Annotated in this window: 15 protein-coding genes; 11 read left to right on the forward strand and 4 right to left on the reverse strand. The window is 38.6% G+C overall.

Translation table 11 applies throughout. The features are described from left to right. From G9371_RS16700 to G9371_RS16730, 7 genes are all read left to right on the forward strand, one after another. Positions 1 to 897 (forward strand): aminotransferase class III-fold pyridoxal phosphate-dependent enzyme (locus tag G9371_RS16700; RefSeq protein WP_165471289.1); only part of this gene is annotated, 897 nt, incomplete at its 5' end. Next, entirely contained in the window at positions 894 to 1,988 is a 1,095-nt protein-coding gene (gene astA / locus G9371_RS16705; RefSeq protein ID WP_029424302.1) for an arginine N-succinyltransferase, read from the forward strand. The genes G9371_RS16700 and astA, both read left to right, overlap by 4 nt. A 398-nt stretch (positions 1,989 to 2,386) precedes the next feature. After that, positions 2,387 to 3,850 carry an amino acid permease gene (locus G9371_RS16710; RefSeq protein ID WP_029424301.1) on the forward strand — a complete coding sequence of 488 codons (1,464 nt, stop codon included), beginning with the start codon at positions 2,387 to 2,389 and terminating at the stop codon, positions 3,848 to 3,850. Positions 3,851 to 4,102: 252 nt separating this feature from the next. Then, positions 4,103 to 4,477, forward strand: coding sequence for a hypothetical protein (locus G9371_RS16715; protein WP_369812998.1), 375 nt, complete (start codon positions 4,103 to 4,105; stop codon positions 4,475 to 4,477). A gap of 72 nt (positions 4,478 to 4,549) precedes the next feature. Then, on the forward strand, positions 4,550 to 4,996 hold the full coding sequence (locus G9371_RS16720) for a DUF4265 domain-containing protein (RefSeq protein ID WP_001060374.1): 447 nt from the start codon (positions 4,550 to 4,552) through the stop codon (positions 4,994 to 4,996). A 51-nt stretch (positions 4,997 to 5,047) separates the two neighbouring features. Next, positions 5,048 to 5,380 carry a hypothetical protein gene (locus G9371_RS16725; protein WP_000332830.1) on the forward strand — a complete coding sequence of 111 codons (333 nt, stop codon included), beginning with the start codon at positions 5,048 to 5,050 and terminating at the stop codon, positions 5,378 to 5,380. Positions 5,381 to 5,453: 73 nt separating this feature from the next. Beyond that, entirely contained in the window at positions 5,454 to 6,011 is a 558-nt protein-coding gene (locus tag G9371_RS16730; protein WP_000564984.1) for a hypothetical protein, read from the forward strand. A gap of 34 nt (positions 6,012 to 6,045) precedes the next feature. Here the strand turns inward: G9371_RS16730 and G9371_RS16735 are convergent, their stop codons facing one another. Then, a complete protein-coding gene (locus G9371_RS16735; protein ID WP_029424299.1) occupies positions 6,046 to 7,506 on the reverse strand; it encodes a coniferyl aldehyde dehydrogenase in 1,461 nt (486 codons plus the stop codon). Positions 7,507 to 7,635: 129 nt separating this feature from the next. Here G9371_RS16735 and G9371_RS16740 point away from each other — a divergent pair, with 129 nt between their 5' ends. Next, on the forward strand, positions 7,636 to 8,706 hold the full coding sequence (locus G9371_RS16740; protein WP_029424298.1) for an AraC family transcriptional regulator: 1,071 nt from the start codon (positions 7,636 to 7,638) through the stop codon (positions 8,704 to 8,706). A gap of 15 nt (positions 8,707 to 8,721) precedes the next feature. Here G9371_RS16740 and G9371_RS16745 read toward each other — a convergent pair whose 3' ends face one another. The 3 genes from G9371_RS16745 to G9371_RS16755 all read right to left on the reverse strand — a co-directional run bounded on the left by G9371_RS16745 (position 8,722) and on the right by G9371_RS16755 (position 12,719). Then, positions 8,722 to 9,618 (reverse strand): DMT family transporter, encoded by an 897-nt coding sequence (locus tag G9371_RS16745; protein ID WP_001181016.1) that lies wholly within the window; start codon positions 9,616 to 9,618, stop codon positions 8,722 to 8,724. A gap of 124 nt (positions 9,619 to 9,742) precedes the next feature. Further along, positions 9,743 to 11,290: a galactarate dehydratase gene (garD, locus tag G9371_RS16750; protein WP_029424297.1), complete on the reverse strand. Its 1,548-nt coding sequence runs from the start codon at positions 11,288 to 11,290 to the stop codon at positions 9,743 to 9,745. A 70-nt stretch (positions 11,291 to 11,360) separates the two neighbouring features. After that, positions 11,361 to 12,719: an MFS transporter gene (locus G9371_RS16755; protein WP_000369468.1), complete on the reverse strand. Its 1,359-nt coding sequence runs from the start codon at positions 12,717 to 12,719 to the stop codon at positions 11,361 to 11,363. A gap of 285 nt (positions 12,720 to 13,004) precedes the next feature. Here G9371_RS16755 and gudD point away from each other — a divergent pair, with 285 nt between their 5' ends. The 3 genes from gudD (at position 13,005) to G9371_RS16770 (ending at position 17,030) form a co-directional block, all read left to right on the forward strand. Continuing rightward, positions 13,005 to 14,339 (forward strand): glucarate dehydratase, encoded by a 1,335-nt coding sequence (gudD, locus tag G9371_RS16760; protein ID WP_005129160.1) that lies wholly within the window; start codon positions 13,005 to 13,007, stop codon positions 14,337 to 14,339. Positions 14,340 to 14,501: 162 nt separating this feature from the next. Next, complete coding sequence (gene kdgD, locus G9371_RS16765) at positions 14,502 to 15,413, forward strand: 5-dehydro-4-deoxyglucarate dehydratase (RefSeq protein WP_000339250.1); 912 nt, start codon at positions 14,502 to 14,504, stop codon at positions 15,411 to 15,413. Positions 15,414 to 15,443: 30 nt separating this feature from the next. Next, positions 15,444 to 17,030, forward strand: coding sequence for an aldehyde dehydrogenase (NADP(+)) (locus G9371_RS16770; protein ID WP_029424296.1), 1,587 nt, complete (start codon positions 15,444 to 15,446; stop codon positions 17,028 to 17,030). The last annotated feature ends 158 nt before the right edge of the window (positions 17,031 to 17,188 follow it).

The following is a 17,188-nucleotide window of genomic DNA, read 5'->3' on the forward strand; positions in this document are numbered from 1 at the left end:
TTAAAACTTGCGCGTAAAGTTGGGCTAGACAGTGGTATAGCTGGTAAAAGCGGTATCGTTGCATTTAACAATGCTTTCCATGGCCGTACCTTATTTACCGTTTCAGCGGGTGGTCAACCTAAATATTCACAAGACTTTGCACCACTTCCAAATGGCATTAATCACGTTGCTTTTAACGATTTAGAAGCTGCAAAAGCAGTCATTAATGAGCAAACTTGTGCAGTCATTGTTGAGCCAATCCAAGGTGAAGGCGGAGTTATTCCTGCTGACATCGAATTTTTAAAAGGCTTAAGAGCACTGTGTGATGAGTTCGGTGCCTTACTGATTTTTGATGAAGTACAAACTGGTGTTGGCCGTACAGGTGCACTGTATGCCTACATGAACTCTGGTGTTATTCCAGATGTGTTAACTACTGCAAAAGCACTAGGCGGTGGTTTTCCAGTCGGTGCAATGTTAACAACTGATAAGTTTGCTCCACATTTTTCAGTGGGTACACATGGTACGACTTATGGTGGTAACCCGTTAGCAAGTGCGGTTGCAGGTGCAGTATTCGAGTTTATTAATACACCTGAAGTGCTGAAGGGTGTTAAAGAGCGTCATGACTACTATAAAAACGCTTTAAATCAATTAAATGAAAAATATGAAGTCTTTAAAACTATTCGCGGTGAAGGCTTATTGATTGGTTGTGCATTAAAAGATGAATTCGCTGGTAAAGCAAAAGACATCAATAACCTTGCGGGCGAAGAAGGTTTGCTGAGTCTTATTGCTGGTCCAAATGTTGTCCGTTTTACGCCCTCTTTGATCATTCCATTTGCTGATATTGATGAAGGTCTAAAACGCTTTGAACGTGCGCTTGCTCGCTTTGTGGAAATTCAAAAGGATGAACAAGCAGCATGATGATTATTCGCTACATTGAACCTAAAGATGTTAATGACCTTTACCTGTTGGCGCAAAAAGCAGGTTTTGGCTTGACATCTTTGCAGCCAAATATGGAAAAACTTGCTGCTCGTATTGAACGGGCGTGTAAGACAGTCGCAGGCGAACTCCCAAAGGCAGATCAGGTTTACTTATTTGTTTTAGAAGATACTGAACTCAACAAAGTTGTCGGGGTTTGCGGTATTGAAGTCGCTCTTGGTTTAAAAGAACCTTGGTACAATTTCCATGTAGGAACCCAAGTTCACGCTTCAGAACCCTTAAGTGTTTATAACGCTTTACTTACTTTGTATTTGAGTAATGACCATACTAACTGTAGTGAGCTTTGTACTTTATTTTTAGATCCTGACTATCGCTTAAATAAAAATGGCAAATTTTTATCTAAAGTCCGTTTCTTGTTTCTCTCTGCCTTTCGCCAATATTTTGAAGAAACGATTGTTGCCGAAATGCGTGGATACTCTGATGCAAATGGGCAGTCACCATTTTGGAATGCGGTAGGCCATAAGTTTTTTAATATTGAATTTACCAAAGCCGATTATTTGAGTGGGGTGGGACAAAAGGCTTTTATTGCTGAGCTGATGCCAAGACATCCACTCTATGTTGATATGCTGCCTGATGATGCTAAAGCCGCGATTGGTATTGTTCATCCCAATACTCGACCAGCCTACAATCTCTTGCTTGAAGAAGGACTGCGCTACAAAGGCTATATAGATATTTTTGATGGTGGTGCAACGCTGCAAGCAGATATTGAAAATTTACGAGCAATTAAAGAAAGCCAGATTTTAACTGTGCAAGTTGTAGAGTCTATTCCTCTTAGTTCAGGTGATGAACCCTATATTGTGGCCAACGATAACTATGAAAATTATCGAGCCATTCTTGTATTCGGCACACCTTATCAGGAGTCATTGCAAATAACAAAAGCACAAGCAAAACAATTAAATGCTGAAAATGGTGGTTTAGTCCGTGTGTTAAGCGTCCATGTTAAACAGGACTCGAACCCACAGATAGTGAACAAACTTAAAGAAACAGAACATTTGCGAATGGCTGTTAATTAAACAGAAATACTATACATTTCACCAAATTTAAGAAGGAATACTATATTATCGCTAGCGCAAGATGGGTATATGGATAAATACAATCTTGCTCGCTGAGCTGGGATTAATTAGCCTGTTTTATTATATAAAAGATAATTCAATAAAATGTGTAATTAATTTATATATTTTAAGAATTTTTCAAAATTATATTTTTAAATGCAGGCTAATATAATAATGAAGGAAAGGAATGATGAATAATTTTTATTGTTATAGGTGATGGCTTTTAAAAAGGAATTTATAAGGTCTTAAGTGATTTAATAATATTTTTAGAATGGTTTAATGGACTAAATTAATAATCATATAATTTATTTATTATTAAAGCATTTACGACGGTTGCTATAAATTGGAGTAAATATTACATGAGTAAGAATAACGGAAAGCAATTCCTGGAAGGAGATCTTCTTGGTAGTCAACATATGACTGAGCAAGAAGAAGAGAAATTGCAGCGCTCATTGACAAATCGTCATATTCAAATGATCGCAATCGGTGGTGCAATTGGTACTGGATTATTTATGGGTTCCGGGAAAACATTAAGTGTTTCGGGTACTTCAATTGTTTTAACCTATTTAATTATTGGTTTCTTCTTTTTCTTCGTGATGCGGGCAATGGGTGAATTGTTGCTTGCGAATACCAATTTTAAAACATTCGCCGATTTTGCAACGGCTTATCTCGGTCCGTGGGCGGGGTTCTTCCTTGGTTGGTCCTACTGGTGTAATTGGATTATTACTGCGATTGCAGACGTGATTGTGATCGGAGGGTACATGGAGTTTTGGTATCCAGATTTACCCGTTTGGATTCCAGCATTTACTTCATTAGCGATCTTAACCATACTCAATTTTGTGGCCGTTCGGCTTTTTGGTGAACTTGAGTTTTGGTTCTCCCTCATCAAAATTACTGCAATTATTCTATTTATTCTGGCTGGTATTTATTTAATTGGGATTGGATTTACTTCACCAAATGGTGTTAAGGCCTCAATGAGTCATTTGTTTGAAACAGAATCAATGTTTCCTTATGGTGTAACAGGTTTCTTGGCAGGCTTTCAAATTGCCATCTTTGCATTTGTGGGTATTGAGCTTGTCGGTACGACTGCTGCTGAAACCAAAGACCCGCATACTTCACTTCCGAAAGCAATTAACTCTATTCCTTTACGCATTTTATTATTCTATGTAGGCGCATTGGTTTGTATTATTGCGGTCACATCTTGGGCAAAAGTTTCACCAGAAAAGAGCCCATTTGTAGAAATGTTTACCTTGGTTGGATTACCAATTGCGGCGGGTTTAATCAACTTTGTTGTTGCGACTTCGGCTTTATCTTCTGCAAATAGTGGAATCTTTGCAACCAGTCGTATGCTATATGGTTTGGCTTTAGACAACGATGCACCTAAAAGCTTTAGTAAGCTGTCAAAAAGAAAAGTTCCAATTCGCGGACTCGTATTTTCAATGGCATGCGTAACGGTTGGTACTTCTATTTTATTTATTGTGCCTAATGTCATGACCGCCTTTACGATTATTTCAGCACTCACTTCAATTTTATGTATTTTTACATTTATGCTGATTGTGCTTTCATATATTTATTATCGTAAGAAAAGCCCTGAACTACACATCCAGTCAAAATATAAAATGCCGGGTGGATTATTTATGGCTTGGATGACCATGTTGTTTTTAGTGTTTACTATCGTAATTTTGGCTTTGGACCATGATACTTTAATTGCACTTGAGTGCTCACCAATCTGGTTTATTGGTTTGTTTATTGCGTATAAATATAAAAAGAAAAAGATGTTGCAGCTTGATATTTTAAAAGCACAAAAGGTTGATTATATTTAAGCTAGAGGATGAAACATTTTTAAAGCTAGGCGCATGTCTAGCTTTTTTATTTTTAAAAGAAGGAGCTGATTGAAAGAAGTTCAACTTAAAAAGATAAGAGGTATACAAATAAAATTTGAAATGAGATATGGTAAAAATTGTATAATATATAGTTATATATAGATCAGTTGTTTAATTACTAATTCGTTAAAAAATGAGAAAATAATGTTTGAGATAACCCCATACGTTGGAGCCGGTTTAATTAAGTTTGGTATGAAAAGAGAAGAAGTAAGAAAGGTTTTTTCTGAGTATGAGCCTAGAGCATTTTGGCGAAATTCTTATTCAGAGTCTGCTACTGATGGCTATGATGAAATTGGTATTAATATATATTATGATAGTGCTGATAAAACTATAGCATTAGAATTTTATGAACCCGCTCAAGTTGCTTTTAATGGTATAGAGATATTTAATATTTCTGCATCAGAAGCTTATAAACTAATGGCTTCATTAGATAAAGATATTGCTATTGATGGGGATGGTCTAACTTCATTTAAATTTGGGATAGGCTTTTATGAGCCGAATTATGAAGAAGAACCATTTTTACCAGTTGAAGCAATTATAATATTTATAGAAGGATATTATGATTAAATCTATAAGGGGGAAATAGTATTTAAAATATATATCATTTAAACAACAAATATTTAAATAAAAGTTTATATCATGAATAATAAAAAAATTGTAATAGACTACTTAGATAAAAACAATGAACTCTCAAAAGAGTTAATATGGGGAGAGATGTGCAAGACTGATCAATACTTTGTTAGAAGTATTCCTTTCTTTGCGCCTAACCTTGCATTTAATGATCTTATTCAGGTTGAAATGGATGATAAAACGCTCTATTTTGATGATTTAATAAAGCCATCTAATAATTCAACATTAAGAATTGTATTTTTAAATAACGATATTAAATATATTGAAAAAATATTAACTACTTTGGAGTCTCATTTATGTGGTTGGGAGGGGTTTGAAGGTGGACTCTATTATGCAATTAATATACCTAAAAAGGTTGATTATGCTCTAATTAAAAAATGTTTAGATGATAAGAGTGATTTTCTTGATTATGAGGAATCATGCTTGTCAGATAAGCATTCAAGTGATTTGTTTTAGCTTTTACAATTATTTTAAAATATTAAAAATGAAAGAGAGGAGAATTTAGCCATGTGTGATATTGATAATTTAAATGGAAAATTTGTTAAATATGATCAATTATACTCTATTAATATATATTTTGATGACTTTGATGGAGTCTATAATTTAGATATGGTTTTAGCCAAAGATTTATCGGATATATATAGTGAAAAAATAAAAATTAGATTCTTTAATATTACTAATCTTTGTCTGAATGATGTTGGTAATAGGTTTACTCAGTTTTGTAGAATGTATATTGAGAAAAATTTAGATGGATGGGATGGTGTTAAATACAACTTAAATCAATTAGAAGAGGATAGAATTCTCTTTAAATTTTTTAACTTTGAATTGTTGGAAGAGTAATTTTTATAAAATAGTAAATTTTTCATTTGGAAATTTATTTAGTCTATATATAAATTAATTTATTGAGAAGAAAATGATCGATTTTGTTAAAGAACTATCTGCCTGCCGTGTTGAGGGAACAAAACTTCCTTTTTATCCTGAAAAAGTACAAGGTTATACTGAGAAAGAGGTAGAGTTGATTGCTAAAAATCTTAATCTTGATATACATGGACAATTTAGAGAATTTCTTCTTCAAATGGGGAGGTGTTCTGGGGGATTAATATGGAGTGATGAGTTCTATATGTATAAAAATTTATGGAACCCAAACAAGTTTAGACATGCTCAACAATCTGAAAAAGAAGATTTGGGTTATATATTAACAAGTAAAGGTAAACTAGATCCTGTTGATATGAAAATGTTTTACTTATCAAGAGAGTATGAGACATATTTTTACTATCTATTAACTGCTGAAAATGATGACTTTATATGGTCATTACATGATGCTGACGACTGTGTATTAGAAAAAACAAATATAACTTTATTAGAGTATTTAAAAGATTATGTTTTTGAAAAAACTAAAAGAAATCGATTTGTAGATTTTGGTTTAACAGAAGAACAAATTAATAGATCTATTACAGGTCGTTTGTTATAGAAAAAGCCTCATTACGAGGCTTTTTCTATAATGGTTACTTAATATTTGGATCGCCTTTTTTCAAGAAAAAGCGAATCGCTAACTTTTGAAGGAATGTTCCATAAGGAGGGTGGAAAAGCTGAGTCGGGAAAAACCGATGACGAATAAATACAGTTTTTGCATGTGAAAGTTCGCGGAAACCTTCTTCGCCATGATATGAACCCATACCTGAGTTGCCGATACCCCCGAAAGGAGCATCATGGTTAACTACATGCCAACCCCAGTCATTGATGGTCACACCACCCGAATGAGTTTCACGTAAAATCCGGTCGCGTTCTACTGAGCTATGCGTAAAGCAATAAAGTGCTAAAGGCCGTTCGTCCGATTTCACATAGGTAATCGCATCATCTAAAGAATCATAAGCCACCACAGGTAAAATAGGGCCAAAGAGTTCTTCTTTCATAATCCGCATGTCTGGCGTGCAATTCAGCACAATGTGCACAGGCATCCTGCGACCTTGTTGGTCAAAGCTATAAGTATCGCAAGGAATAATAAGGGCACCTTTTTCTTGCGCATCGGTCAAGATAGCTTGGATACGTTTTAAATGGCGGTCGTTCACAATTGATGTGTAATTCTCATTATTTTCAATGCTTTGACCAAACATTTTTATAAAGCTGGATTTTGCTGCATCCACAAACTCATCAATACTTTCTTTTGGAACCAACGCGTAGTCAGGCGCTACACAGATTTGACCACTATTAGTTGCTTTACCATGGGTAATGCGTTTTGCAGCATCGGCAAGTGGATAATTACGGCTCACAATAGCCGGTGATTTGCCACCTAACTCAAGTGTAACAGGTGTTAGATTTTCAGCAGCAGCTCGCATGACAACTTTGCCAATGGTAGGAGAACCTGTAAATACAATATGGTTAAATGGCAAAGTGGTAAATCTAGCTGGATCTGTAATTTCTTCACCAAACACAGCCACTTCATCTTCATTAAAGACTTCGGCAAGCATGCGTCTTAGCATTGCATTAGTATTCGGAGTAATTTCAGGGAGTTTAATCATGACTCGATTGCCCGCAGCCAAAGCTGCAATGAGCGGGCCAAGTGCTAAATAAACAGGGAAATTCCAAGGAACAATCACACCAACCACGCCTTTAGGTTGGTATTGCACACTTAAACGGTTTGATAAAAATAAAAGCTCGGTACGGCGTTTACTTGGACGCATCCAGCGGCGTAAATGATGAATCGCATGATCAGCTTCCAACACAGAACCAAGCAAATCTAGTAGTTTAGATTCATCGAGTGATCTTGAACTAAAGTCAGCATTAATCGCGGCAGCTAAAGCATCTTGATAACGAATAATTTGTTTTTTGAGTTGATGCAGCTTTGTGCGACGTGCCTCAAGACTTGGGTAGGGATCTGCCTCAAAATTGGCACGTTGTTTGGAAAAAATAAGTTCCATATGTTCAGTGGCAGAGCCGCTATATTCTTTTAAAGTGGAGCTTTCCATTATTGTTCCTTCCATACTTTTGCTTATCATACTTTATGCTTGAAGCGTCGTATGGTCGATGTTAAATTGAGACAACAAGAGGTAGTTTAGTGCCATTATGCACGTCACTCTAGGGATGGTGTGAATTAAATGCCTAAAAATATTTATAAAAATGCAAATAGTGTTATTGAAGGAAATTATGATAATACATCCTTAGGTGCCAATACATATTTGCTAGGTTTGACCAGTTTATTTGATGAAATGGGTTTGCAAGGCCATTCAATATCAGATGTTTTATCTGGCACAAATATTTCGCTAGATGCGATGAATCAATCCTCTTTATATATTTCTCAAGTTCAAAAAATCCAGCTATTTCAAAATATTCAAAAGCTATCTCATGATCCCTTGATCGGACTACGAGCGGGACAAAAGCAGCGACTGTCAGATTTTGGAGTGTATGGCTATGCGTTATATTCCTCACGTAATTTTAGACAAGCGGTAGAGCTTGGCATTCGACACATTAAGCTTGCAGGGCCTATTTTAAAGAAGTCTTTTTATATTCGGGATGATGTTGCCGTTTTTGAAGGGCAGGACATTATTGCACTTGGTAAGCTTTTGCCTTTAGTGTGCGAGTTTTGGTTTAGCTCCATGCAAACCTTAATTGAACGGGTGCTTGAAGGACCATTTCAAGCGAAGAAGCTTTTATTACCATACCCAGCGCCTGACTATGCAGAAGAATATGAAAAAGTTTTTCATTGTCCCGTTCAGTTTAATGCGGGGGTAATGCAATGGCACTTTGATTTAAAGTGGCTCGATGTACCTTGTCCAAATGCCAACCCGATTACTGCGGACATGTGTAAGTCGTTTTGTGAGCGGATGCTAGGTGCTGCTGAACTTGAAGAGCCTGAGTTGGTGAAAACGATTCGTTTAATACTATTGGATGGAACAGGGCTTTTTCCATCAGCTCAAGAAATGGCTGAACGCTTACATATATCAAAGCGGACCTTACATCGGCGTTTGGCAGGTTTTGATTTAACCTATCAAGAATTGTTAGATGAGACTCGGCGCCGTCTTGCCGATGAGTATTTGCGAGAGACAACTTTAACCATAGATGAAATTGCTGAGAGAATTGGCTTTTCAGATACTTCTAACTTTCGAAAAGCCTACCGTCACTGGACAGGCATTTCACCAAATGAGTATCGAATACAGTACCTCAATTAGATTAAGGTTTGTTTGTTATTTTAATCGAGAAAGTAACTTTTTCTGCAAAAATGGATTACAGAGCAAAATGGCAAATAAAATAATAAATATGCCGATAATGCTGAATAAATCCGGTAATTCATGCCAAAAAACAAATCCCCAAATTCCTGCAAAAATAATGGCAATATAGTTCATTGGGCCAATTTGTCCTGCCGGTGCTAAGCTGTAGGCATAAGACATAAACAGTTGGCTTATATTTGCTAAAAGTCCTGCGGCAATCAGTAATGCTAGTTCATGCCAAGTGAAAATACGCCAATGCCAAAACATTGGAATAGAGGAAATTAAACTACCAAAAACACAGAAGTAAAAAACAATACGCTCAGGCGGCTCTGTACTGGTTAAAGCTCTTACGGTGACAAAGGCCATTGCTGATAAAAAGCATGCACCCAAGCCAATAAAAGATAATGCGTTAAATAGACCTTGATCGGGTTTAGCGACAAATAAAACCCCAATGAGTCCAATCACAGCGGCAAAAATCATCGATTTGGTAATTTTTTCTTTTAAGAAAAGCCATGCAATGAGTGGAATAAAGATAGGAGATGAGTAACTAAAAACCATAGCATTCGATAGTTTTAAGTTCGCAATGGCATAGAAAAAACCATACATGGCGGCTAGCCCGACAATACTTCGCCAAGTATGCATCCAGAGTTTATCGGTTTTAATAAAATCTAGCCCCTGTTTAAAGAGCATCGGAATAAAAATAAATAAACCTACTGCATTTCTAAAAAACACGACAGTCGCGTTATCTACCGTTTGTGAAGCAAAACGAATGCACACTCCCATAATGGAAAACAATAATGCCGACGTCATAAGACAAAGCAGTGCTTTTCCAAGTTGTGTAGAAGGGAGGTTTGAAGCAGTCTGATTTTGCATAGAGAAATACAGTTCTTAATTTTCGATGTTATTTTAGCAGCGCTGTTAAGTTTTAGTGAAATGTGTCGTAATTAATAGGGGAAATAAGAAAGATGAGGTGATATGCCTCATCTTTTAAACCTTATTAGGTCACTGGTGCAGGGTTAAATACAGCGAGTGAGTTATGAATACCCCAACGGTCCGACCACGTTTGTTTCTCACCGCTAGCCACGCGTAAAATCAGCTCAAAAAGTTCCCAGCCCACTTCTTCAATAGTTTTCTTCCCAATCGCAATATCGCCAGCACTGATATCAATCAGGTCATACCAACGGTTTGCAATATTGTTTCGGCTTGCCATTTTAATGACAGGTACGGCTGCCAGCCCGTAGGGTGTACCGCGACCTGTGGTAAAGACTTGAACGGTAATACCAGATGCCATTTGCTGCGTACCACAGATAAAGTCACTCGAAGGGGTGGCCGCAAAAATTAAACCCTTTTTAGTCGGTCTTTGACCCGGTGCGAGAACTTCTACAATCGGTGAGCGGCCCGATTTTGCAATTGATCCCATCGCTTTTTCTACAATGTTATTCAGTCCACCTTTTTTATTACCTGGTGTGGTATTGGCACTTCGGTCCACTTGGCCTGCTGCTAAGTAGTCATCGTACCATTTCATTTCCCGAATTAGATCTTTGGCAACTTGTTCATTTGCTGCACGTGGAGTAAGTAGGTGAATACCATCGCGGACTTCCGTAACTTCAGAGAACATGACTGTACCGCCACATTGCACAATCAAGTCAGCTGCGAAACCAACGGCAGGGTTAGAGGTAACTCCGGAAAATGCATCACTCCCCCCACATTGCATTCCTACAACTAATTCAGAGGCTGGAACTTCTTCTCGAGTACGTTGGTTAAGCTTTTCAAGGTGTTGTTCTGCCACGGTTAAAATATGATTCACCATACTTTCAAAACCGTTGTGGCGCTCATCTTGCAATTGAATAATATCTTCGTTTGCTAGGGGAATATATTTGTTTTCTTTAGGAATATTTAAAAGTCGTTCGGGTTGCATTTTTTCGCAGCCCAGACTCACCACCATAATTTCTCCACCAAAATTAGGATTGAGTGCAAGGTTATGTATGGTACGAATAGGAACAATTGCAGCGGGTGCATCGATTGCCACACCACAACCATATAAATGGTTTAATCCAACTACACCATCTACATTTGGATATTTTGGAAGTAAATCACGTTCAATAATTTTAACGACATAATCGACAATACCCTCTACACAGTTAACACTGGTCGTAATACCTAAAATATTTTTTGTGCCGACGCAGCCATCCTTATTTTTATAACCTTTAAATGTATATCCGGTCAGTGGAGGAAGCTTGGGGTCGGGGCGAGTTGCTAACTCAAGAGTATCTAGCTCAGGTGCCTCTGGCATTTGGGTAACGGCTTCATTTACCCAAGAACCTGCGGGTAAATCTTTGTTGGCATAGCCAATGATTTCGCCATAACGAACAATTGCTTCACCTTGCTTTAACGGCTCCAATAAAACCTTATGTCCTTGTGGTACTTCATCAACCAAGGTGAGTTGGTATTCTTCAATATATGTAGAGGATGGTAAGCCACCGTCATTGACTACAATGGCTACATTATCGAGAGGACTGATTCTTATTAGGAGAGGCTTCAGCATGATCGTTCCTTGTATACATTTGAAGAGAGGTCATAACGCTTAAGTTAGTAAAGCGTTATGGTGTAAAGGTTTAAGAGGTAGGTTTTAACTCGAAGCGCTGAATCTTGCCGACAATAACGGTATAGCAAATGACAGCTGCGATGGCATGTACACCGACATAAGTTAATGCAAGGTTGAAAGAACCAGTACTTGCCAAGATATAGCCGATCACAATTGGGGTCACGATTCCTGCCGTATTACCAAATGCATTCATCATTCCACCTGATAAACCAACCATTTCTTTTGGTGCAACGTCAGACATCACAGCCCAACCTAAAGAGCCAATTCCTTTACCGAAGAATGATAAGGACATAAAGAATACGATTGCTGCTTGAGAGTCGACGTAATTACACATAATGATTGAGGTTGAGACCAAGAAGCCGACTACGATAGGGAGTTTTCTCGAAAAGCTTAAGCTGTAATTCATTCGAATTAACTTATCTGAAATTAAGCCACCTAAAATTCCGCCTACAAAGCCACAGAGTGCTGGTGCAACCGCTGCAAAACCCGCTTCTAAAATGCTGAGATGTCTTTCTTTGACAAGGTAAACAGGGAACCAAGTCAAGAAAAAATAGGTCAGTGTATTTACACAATATTGACCAATAAAAATACCGAGCATCATACGTGAAGCAAGCAGTTGTTTAACTTTACTCCAAGTAATTTTCTCTTTTTTAGCGTTTTGGCTGTTTTCGCCCATATCGAGTAAAGCACCTTCTGAAGCAATGTATTTTACTTCTTCAGGATTTACTGTTGGATGATTGGTCGGGCTATAGATGACCTTGAGCCAGATAAAGGAAAGAATGATTCCAAGACCACCCATGACCCAGAAAATAGACTGCCAGTGGACGGTTGCAACAAGCCAACCCATGAGGGGAGCGAAAAGTACGGTCGAGAAATAAGAGGATGAGTTAAAAATGGCAGCGGCAGTTCCACGTTCTTTGGTTGGAAACCATGCAGCAGCAATTTTACTGTTACCCGGAAAAGCAGGCGACTCAGACAAACCGACTAAAAATCTGAGTACAAAGAGTGAAGTAATGATGGTCGCAGTATCACCTAAAATGTCGGTAAAACCGATTAAAACAGTGAACAAAGACCATAAAAACAGGCTCCAGAAATATACACGGCGAGCACCAAACTTATCGAGTAGCCAGCCACCTGGAATTTGACCAATCACATAGGCCCATGCAAAGGCCGAGAAAATATAACCCATGGTGACTGAGTCAATTCCCAGTTCATGAGACATTGGCGTTGCTGCCATTGAGAGAGTTGCACGATCACCGTAATTAAAAGCCGTGACCAAAAAAATCATCGCAAGAATGTAATAGCGAGTTTTTGTATGCTTGGCTCTTTGCTGAGTCACTACAGCAATATTTGTTTGCAGATTATCCATATACAAACTCTTTTTAATAATCGACCTATTTGCATATCCGTGAAATAGGTGACGTCATGTCAAATTCATCGATAGAATAGATGAGAAAACGGAATGTTGTATCTACTCTATAGTCCTAATTCTAAAACCGCGCCTTTAGATGTATGACATCATATGATTAAAAATATTATTTTGGCAAGTAGGCTCGAAAAATAATTTTTGTGCGAGTTTATATTGACAAGTTGTCTGATGTCTTATAAGTTTTGGTGATGAAAAAATAGTATCAGTATGCCAAGGAGTATTTTAATGGCGACCTCTACACCTATTGTTAAATCCATTCGAGCAATCCCTGTTGCCGGACATGACAGTATGCTGCTCAATTTGAGTGGTGCGCATGGACCTTATTTCACTCGTAATATACTCATTATTGAAGATAATTCTGGAAATATTGGTGTAGGTGAAATTCCGGGCGGAGAAAAAATTTTAGCGACACTAAATGATGCTAAAGCCTTGGTAGAAGGACAACCGATTGGCGAATATAAAAATTTGCTCAAAAAAATTCAGCAAACTTTTGCTGATCGTGACAGTGGTGGCAGAGGCAATCAAACCTTTGATTTACGTACCACAATTCATGTTGTAACGGCTTATGAGTCAGCATTACTTGATTTGCTTGGTAAGCATTTAAATGTGAATGTCGCAAGTTTACTTGGTGAAGGGCAACAACGTAGTGAAGTTGAAGTATTAGGGTATTTATTCTTTATTGGTGACCGCAAACAGACTTCATTAGACTATGCGACTACACCTCAACATAACCATGATTGGTATAAAGTCCGTCATGAAAAAGCGTTAACACCTGAGGCTGTGCAGCGTTTAGCAGAAGCATCTTATGACCGTTATGGGTTTAAAGACTTTAAGTTAAAAGGTGGCGTGTTACAGGGCGAACAAGAAGCCGAAGCTGTTACAGCTATCGCGCGCCGTTTCCCGGATGCACGTGTGACGCTTGATCCAAATGGTGCGTGGTTTTTAGATGAAGCAATTGCTTTAGGTAAACATTTAAAAGGTGTGCTGGCCTATGCGGAAGACCCGTGTGGTGCAGAGCAAGGTTATTCAAGCCGTGAAATTATGGCTGAGTTTAAGCGGGCAACGGGGTTACCGACCGCCACGAATATGGTTGCGACCGACTGGCGGGAAATGTCGCATAGTATTCAATTGCAAGCTGTTGATATTCCATTAGCTGACCCGCATTTCTGGACATTGGAAGGTTCGGTGCGTGTTTCTCAGTTATGTAAAATGTATAACTTAACGTGGGGATCGCATTCAAATAATCACTTTGATATTTCCCTTGCCATGTTTACCCATGTTGCGGCGGCTGCCGTGGGTAATGTGACTGCAATTGATACGCACTGGATTTGGCAAGAAGGTACAGATCAACTGACTAAAGCACCGCTTGAAATTAAAGACGGTAAAATTCAGGTACCAACAGCACCGGGACTTGGTGTCGAACTTGATTGGGACCGAATTAATCAAGCCCATGAACTTTATAAATTAAAAGGTTTAGGAGCTCGTAATGATGCGGATGCGATGCAATTTCTAATTCCTAATTGGACTTTTAATAATAAAAAGCCATGTTTGGTTCGTTAATCTGACTCGATTTGTATTTAAATATTGAATTGATAGCTGTCCTTTGGGGCAGCTTTTTTATTGCTATAAAAAAATTAATTTTAAAAAGAAAAAAGATATTGAAAGAAATTAGATTGATGATGTAAGATGTCTGACAACATAAACACGTATGGAAACTTGCAAATGGATGCACTTGAGTTAAAAAACATTATTTCTGATGGTTTACTGTCTTTCCCCGTAACAGATTTCGATCAAAACGGAGATTTTAATAAGTCTTCTTATGCAAAACGTCTTGAGTGGTTAGCTCCATACGGTGCAAGTGCTTTATTTGCTGCAGGTGGTACAGGTGAGTTTTTCTCATTAACTGGCAATGAATATTCTGAAGTAATTAAAACTGCGGTAGATACATGCAAAGGCAGTGTACCGATTATTGCTGGGGCAGGTGGTCCGACACGTCAGGCGATTGAACAGGCAAAAGAAGCAGAGCGCTTAGGTGCACACGGTATTTTGTTAATGCCGCATTACTTAACTGAAGCAAGCCAAGAGGGTTTAATTGAACACGTTAAGCAAGTATGTAATTCAGTAGACTTTGGCGTAATTTTTTATAACCGTAGCGTATCAAGATTAAATCTCGATTCGATCCAAAAGTTAACTGAGATGTGCCCGAACTTAATCGGTTTTAAAGACAGCTCTGGCCAAATTGATATGATGACGGCAGTGACTCAAACTATTGGAGACCGTTTGTCATATTTAGGTGGCTTGCCGACAGCAGAAGTTTTTGCAGCGCCATATAAAGCTTTAGGTTGCCCAGTTTACTCGTCAGCTGTATTTAACTTTATTCCAAAGACTGCTATGGAGTTTTATAACGCGCTTCGCAGTGATGACTTTGAAACAACCAATCGTTTGATTAAAGATTTCTTCTTGCCACTGATTAAAATTCGCGACCGTAAATCAGGTTATGCGGTAAGCATGATTAAAGCAGGTGCCAAAATTGTTGGGCATGATGCCGGTCCTGTGCGTCCACCATTAAGTGATTTAACTCAAGCAGACTATGAAGATTTGGCTGCGCTCATTGCGACACTTGGTCCGCAATAATTCTAACTGTTTAGGTATTGGAGCTTTAAAATGAGTAAAAATAACGGTCGGCAGTTTATTAATGGTCAACGCATTGCTGTAAATGTGCCAGCTCTAGAAAGTATAGCTGCAAAAGACTATCAGCCAACAGGTTATATATTTAGTCAGGCAACACTTGAAGAAGTAGATCAGGCTGCTCAAGCTGCACATAACGCTTTTTTAGTTTATAGCCAAACTTCTCAAGAGCAACGTGCCTCTTTTCTAGAAGAGATTGCTCGCCAAATTGAAGCATTAGGTGCGAACCTGCAAGAGGTCGCTTCACTTGAAACAGGTTTGCCACTTGCTCGTCTTCAAGGGGAGACAGGGCGGGTTACTGGCCAGCTAAGACTATTTGCTGAACTTTTACGCCGCGGCGATTTTTATGGTGCCCGTATTGATGTGGCATTACCAGAACGTAAGCCTTTGCCGCGTGTCGATTTGCGTCAATATAAAGTTGGGGTAGGACCGGTTGCTGTGTTTGGCGCGAGTAATTTCCCACTTGCATTTTCAACTGCAGGCGGTGATACCGTAGCTGCCTTAGCAGCAGGGTGTCCGGTTGTCTTTAAAGCACACTCTGGCCATATGGCAACTGCTGAGCTTGTTGCAGAAGCCATTGAAAAAGCAATCGAAGTTTGCGATATGCCTAAAGGCACATTCAATATGATTTTTGGTGGCCGTATTGGCGCAAACTTGGTAGAACATCCCCTGATTCACGCAGCTGGTTTTACGGGTTCTCTTGAAGGCGGAATGGCACTTTATAACCTTGCGCAGAGCCGTCCTCAGCCAATTCCATTCTTTGCTGAAATGTCGAGTGTGAACCCTGTAGTGGTTTTATCTCAGGCGCTGAATTCTCGTGGTGAACAAATCGCACAAGATACGGTTGCTTCATTTAATATGGGATGTGGCCAGTTCTGTACAAAACCAGGGTTAATTTTAGGCGTACAAGGTCCTGAATTTGACAGTTTCGTAGCAGCTTTAGCTGAAAGCACGCAAAAAGCTGTGCCTCAGGTCATGTTGAATGAAGGAACTTTAAAAAGCTACCGTCAAGGTATTGATGCTCTAAACAGCGAAGCTGGTTTTGAAGTTATTGCGACAGGACAAGAGGCCGAGCTAGTTTCTCAAGCAAAAGCACATCTGTTTAAAGCGGATCAATCTGTTTTATTGTCAGGCAACCCAAAACTACAACATGAAGTTTTCGGGCCAATGTCGATTGTGATTGGCGTAGAGGATGAAGCGACTTTGTTAAAAGGGATCGGGGCTTTAGGTGGACAGCTTACGGCAACGATTATTGGTGATGAAAATGAGTTGTCCAAAGCAGGCGAACTTCTTGATTTGTTAACTCGTAAAGCTGGCCGTGTATTGTTTAACGGTTTCCCGACAGGCGTAGAGGTATCGGATGCTATGGTACATGGTGGCCCTTTCCCTGCAACCAGTGATGCCCGTGGCACTTCGGTAGGTACGGGAGCAATTGAGCGTTTCTTGCGTCCGGTATGTTTCCAAAATACACCACAAGTTTTATTACCCGATGCATTAAAAGATAGTAATCCACTACAGATTACTCGTCTGGTCAATGGGCAATTAACTCAGGCTCAAATTTAAAAGTTGTGCAGCTCAATCAATGCTATTGAGCTGCATATTTTTTAACTTATTCAATGAATTGTTAAATATTTAAATAAGCACAAATTGCTTACTTTTTAAATATGAGTAGTGGTTTAATAGGTGAGAGAAAATATTTTATTTTTAATAACTTAGGGGTC

Source organism: Acinetobacter sp. EKM10A, from assembly GCF_011075215.1.
GTDB lineage: Bacteria > Pseudomonadota > Gammaproteobacteria > Pseudomonadales > Moraxellaceae > Acinetobacter > Acinetobacter baumannii.

What these genes read in the sequence shown, in the direction of transcription:
- G9371_RS16710 (WP_029424301.1), top strand. Translation starts at nt 2,387, where the DNA reads ATGAGTAAGAATAACGGAAAGCAATTCCTGGAAGGAGATCTTCTTGGT.
- gudD (WP_005129160.1), top strand. Translation starts at nt 13,005, where the DNA reads ATGGCGACCTCTACACCTATTGTTAAATCCATTCGAGCAATCCCTGTT.
- G9371_RS16755 (WP_000369468.1), bottom strand. Translation starts at nt 12,719, where the DNA reads ATGGATAATCTGCAAACAAATATTGCTGTAGTGACTCAGCAAAGAGCC.
- G9371_RS16725 (WP_000332830.1), top strand. Translation starts at nt 5,048, where the DNA reads ATGTGTGATATTGATAATTTAAATGGAAAATTTGTTAAATATGATCAA.
- G9371_RS16740 (WP_029424298.1), top strand. Translation starts at nt 7,636, where the DNA reads ATGCCTAAAAATATTTATAAAAATGCAAATAGTGTTATTGAAGGAAAT.
- garD (WP_029424297.1), bottom strand. Translation starts at nt 11,290, where the DNA reads ATGCTGAAGCCTCTCCTAATAAGAATCAGTCCTCTCGATAATGTAGCC.
- G9371_RS16735 (WP_029424299.1), bottom strand. Translation starts at nt 7,506, where the DNA reads ATGGAAAGCTCCACTTTAAAAGAATATAGCGGCTCTGCCACTGAACAT.
- G9371_RS16770 (WP_029424296.1), top strand. Translation starts at nt 15,444, where the DNA reads ATGAGTAAAAATAACGGTCGGCAGTTTATTAATGGTCAACGCATTGCT.
- G9371_RS16720 (WP_001060374.1), top strand. Translation starts at nt 4,550, where the DNA reads ATGAATAATAAAAAAATTGTAATAGACTACTTAGATAAAAACAATGAA.
- G9371_RS16730 (WP_000564984.1), top strand. Translation starts at nt 5,454, where the DNA reads ATGATCGATTTTGTTAAAGAACTATCTGCCTGCCGTGTTGAGGGAACA.
- kdgD (WP_000339250.1), top strand. Translation starts at nt 14,502, where the DNA reads ATGGATGCACTTGAGTTAAAAAACATTATTTCTGATGGTTTACTGTCT.
- astA (WP_029424302.1), top strand. Translation starts at nt 894, where the DNA reads ATGATGATTATTCGCTACATTGAACCTAAAGATGTTAATGACCTTTAC.
- G9371_RS16745 (WP_001181016.1), bottom strand. Translation starts at nt 9,618, where the DNA reads ATGCAAAATCAGACTGCTTCAAACCTCCCTTCTACACAACTTGGAAAA.
- G9371_RS16715 (WP_369812998.1), top strand. Translation starts at nt 4,103, where the DNA reads ATGAAAAGAGAAGAAGTAAGAAAGGTTTTTTCTGAGTATGAGCCTAGA.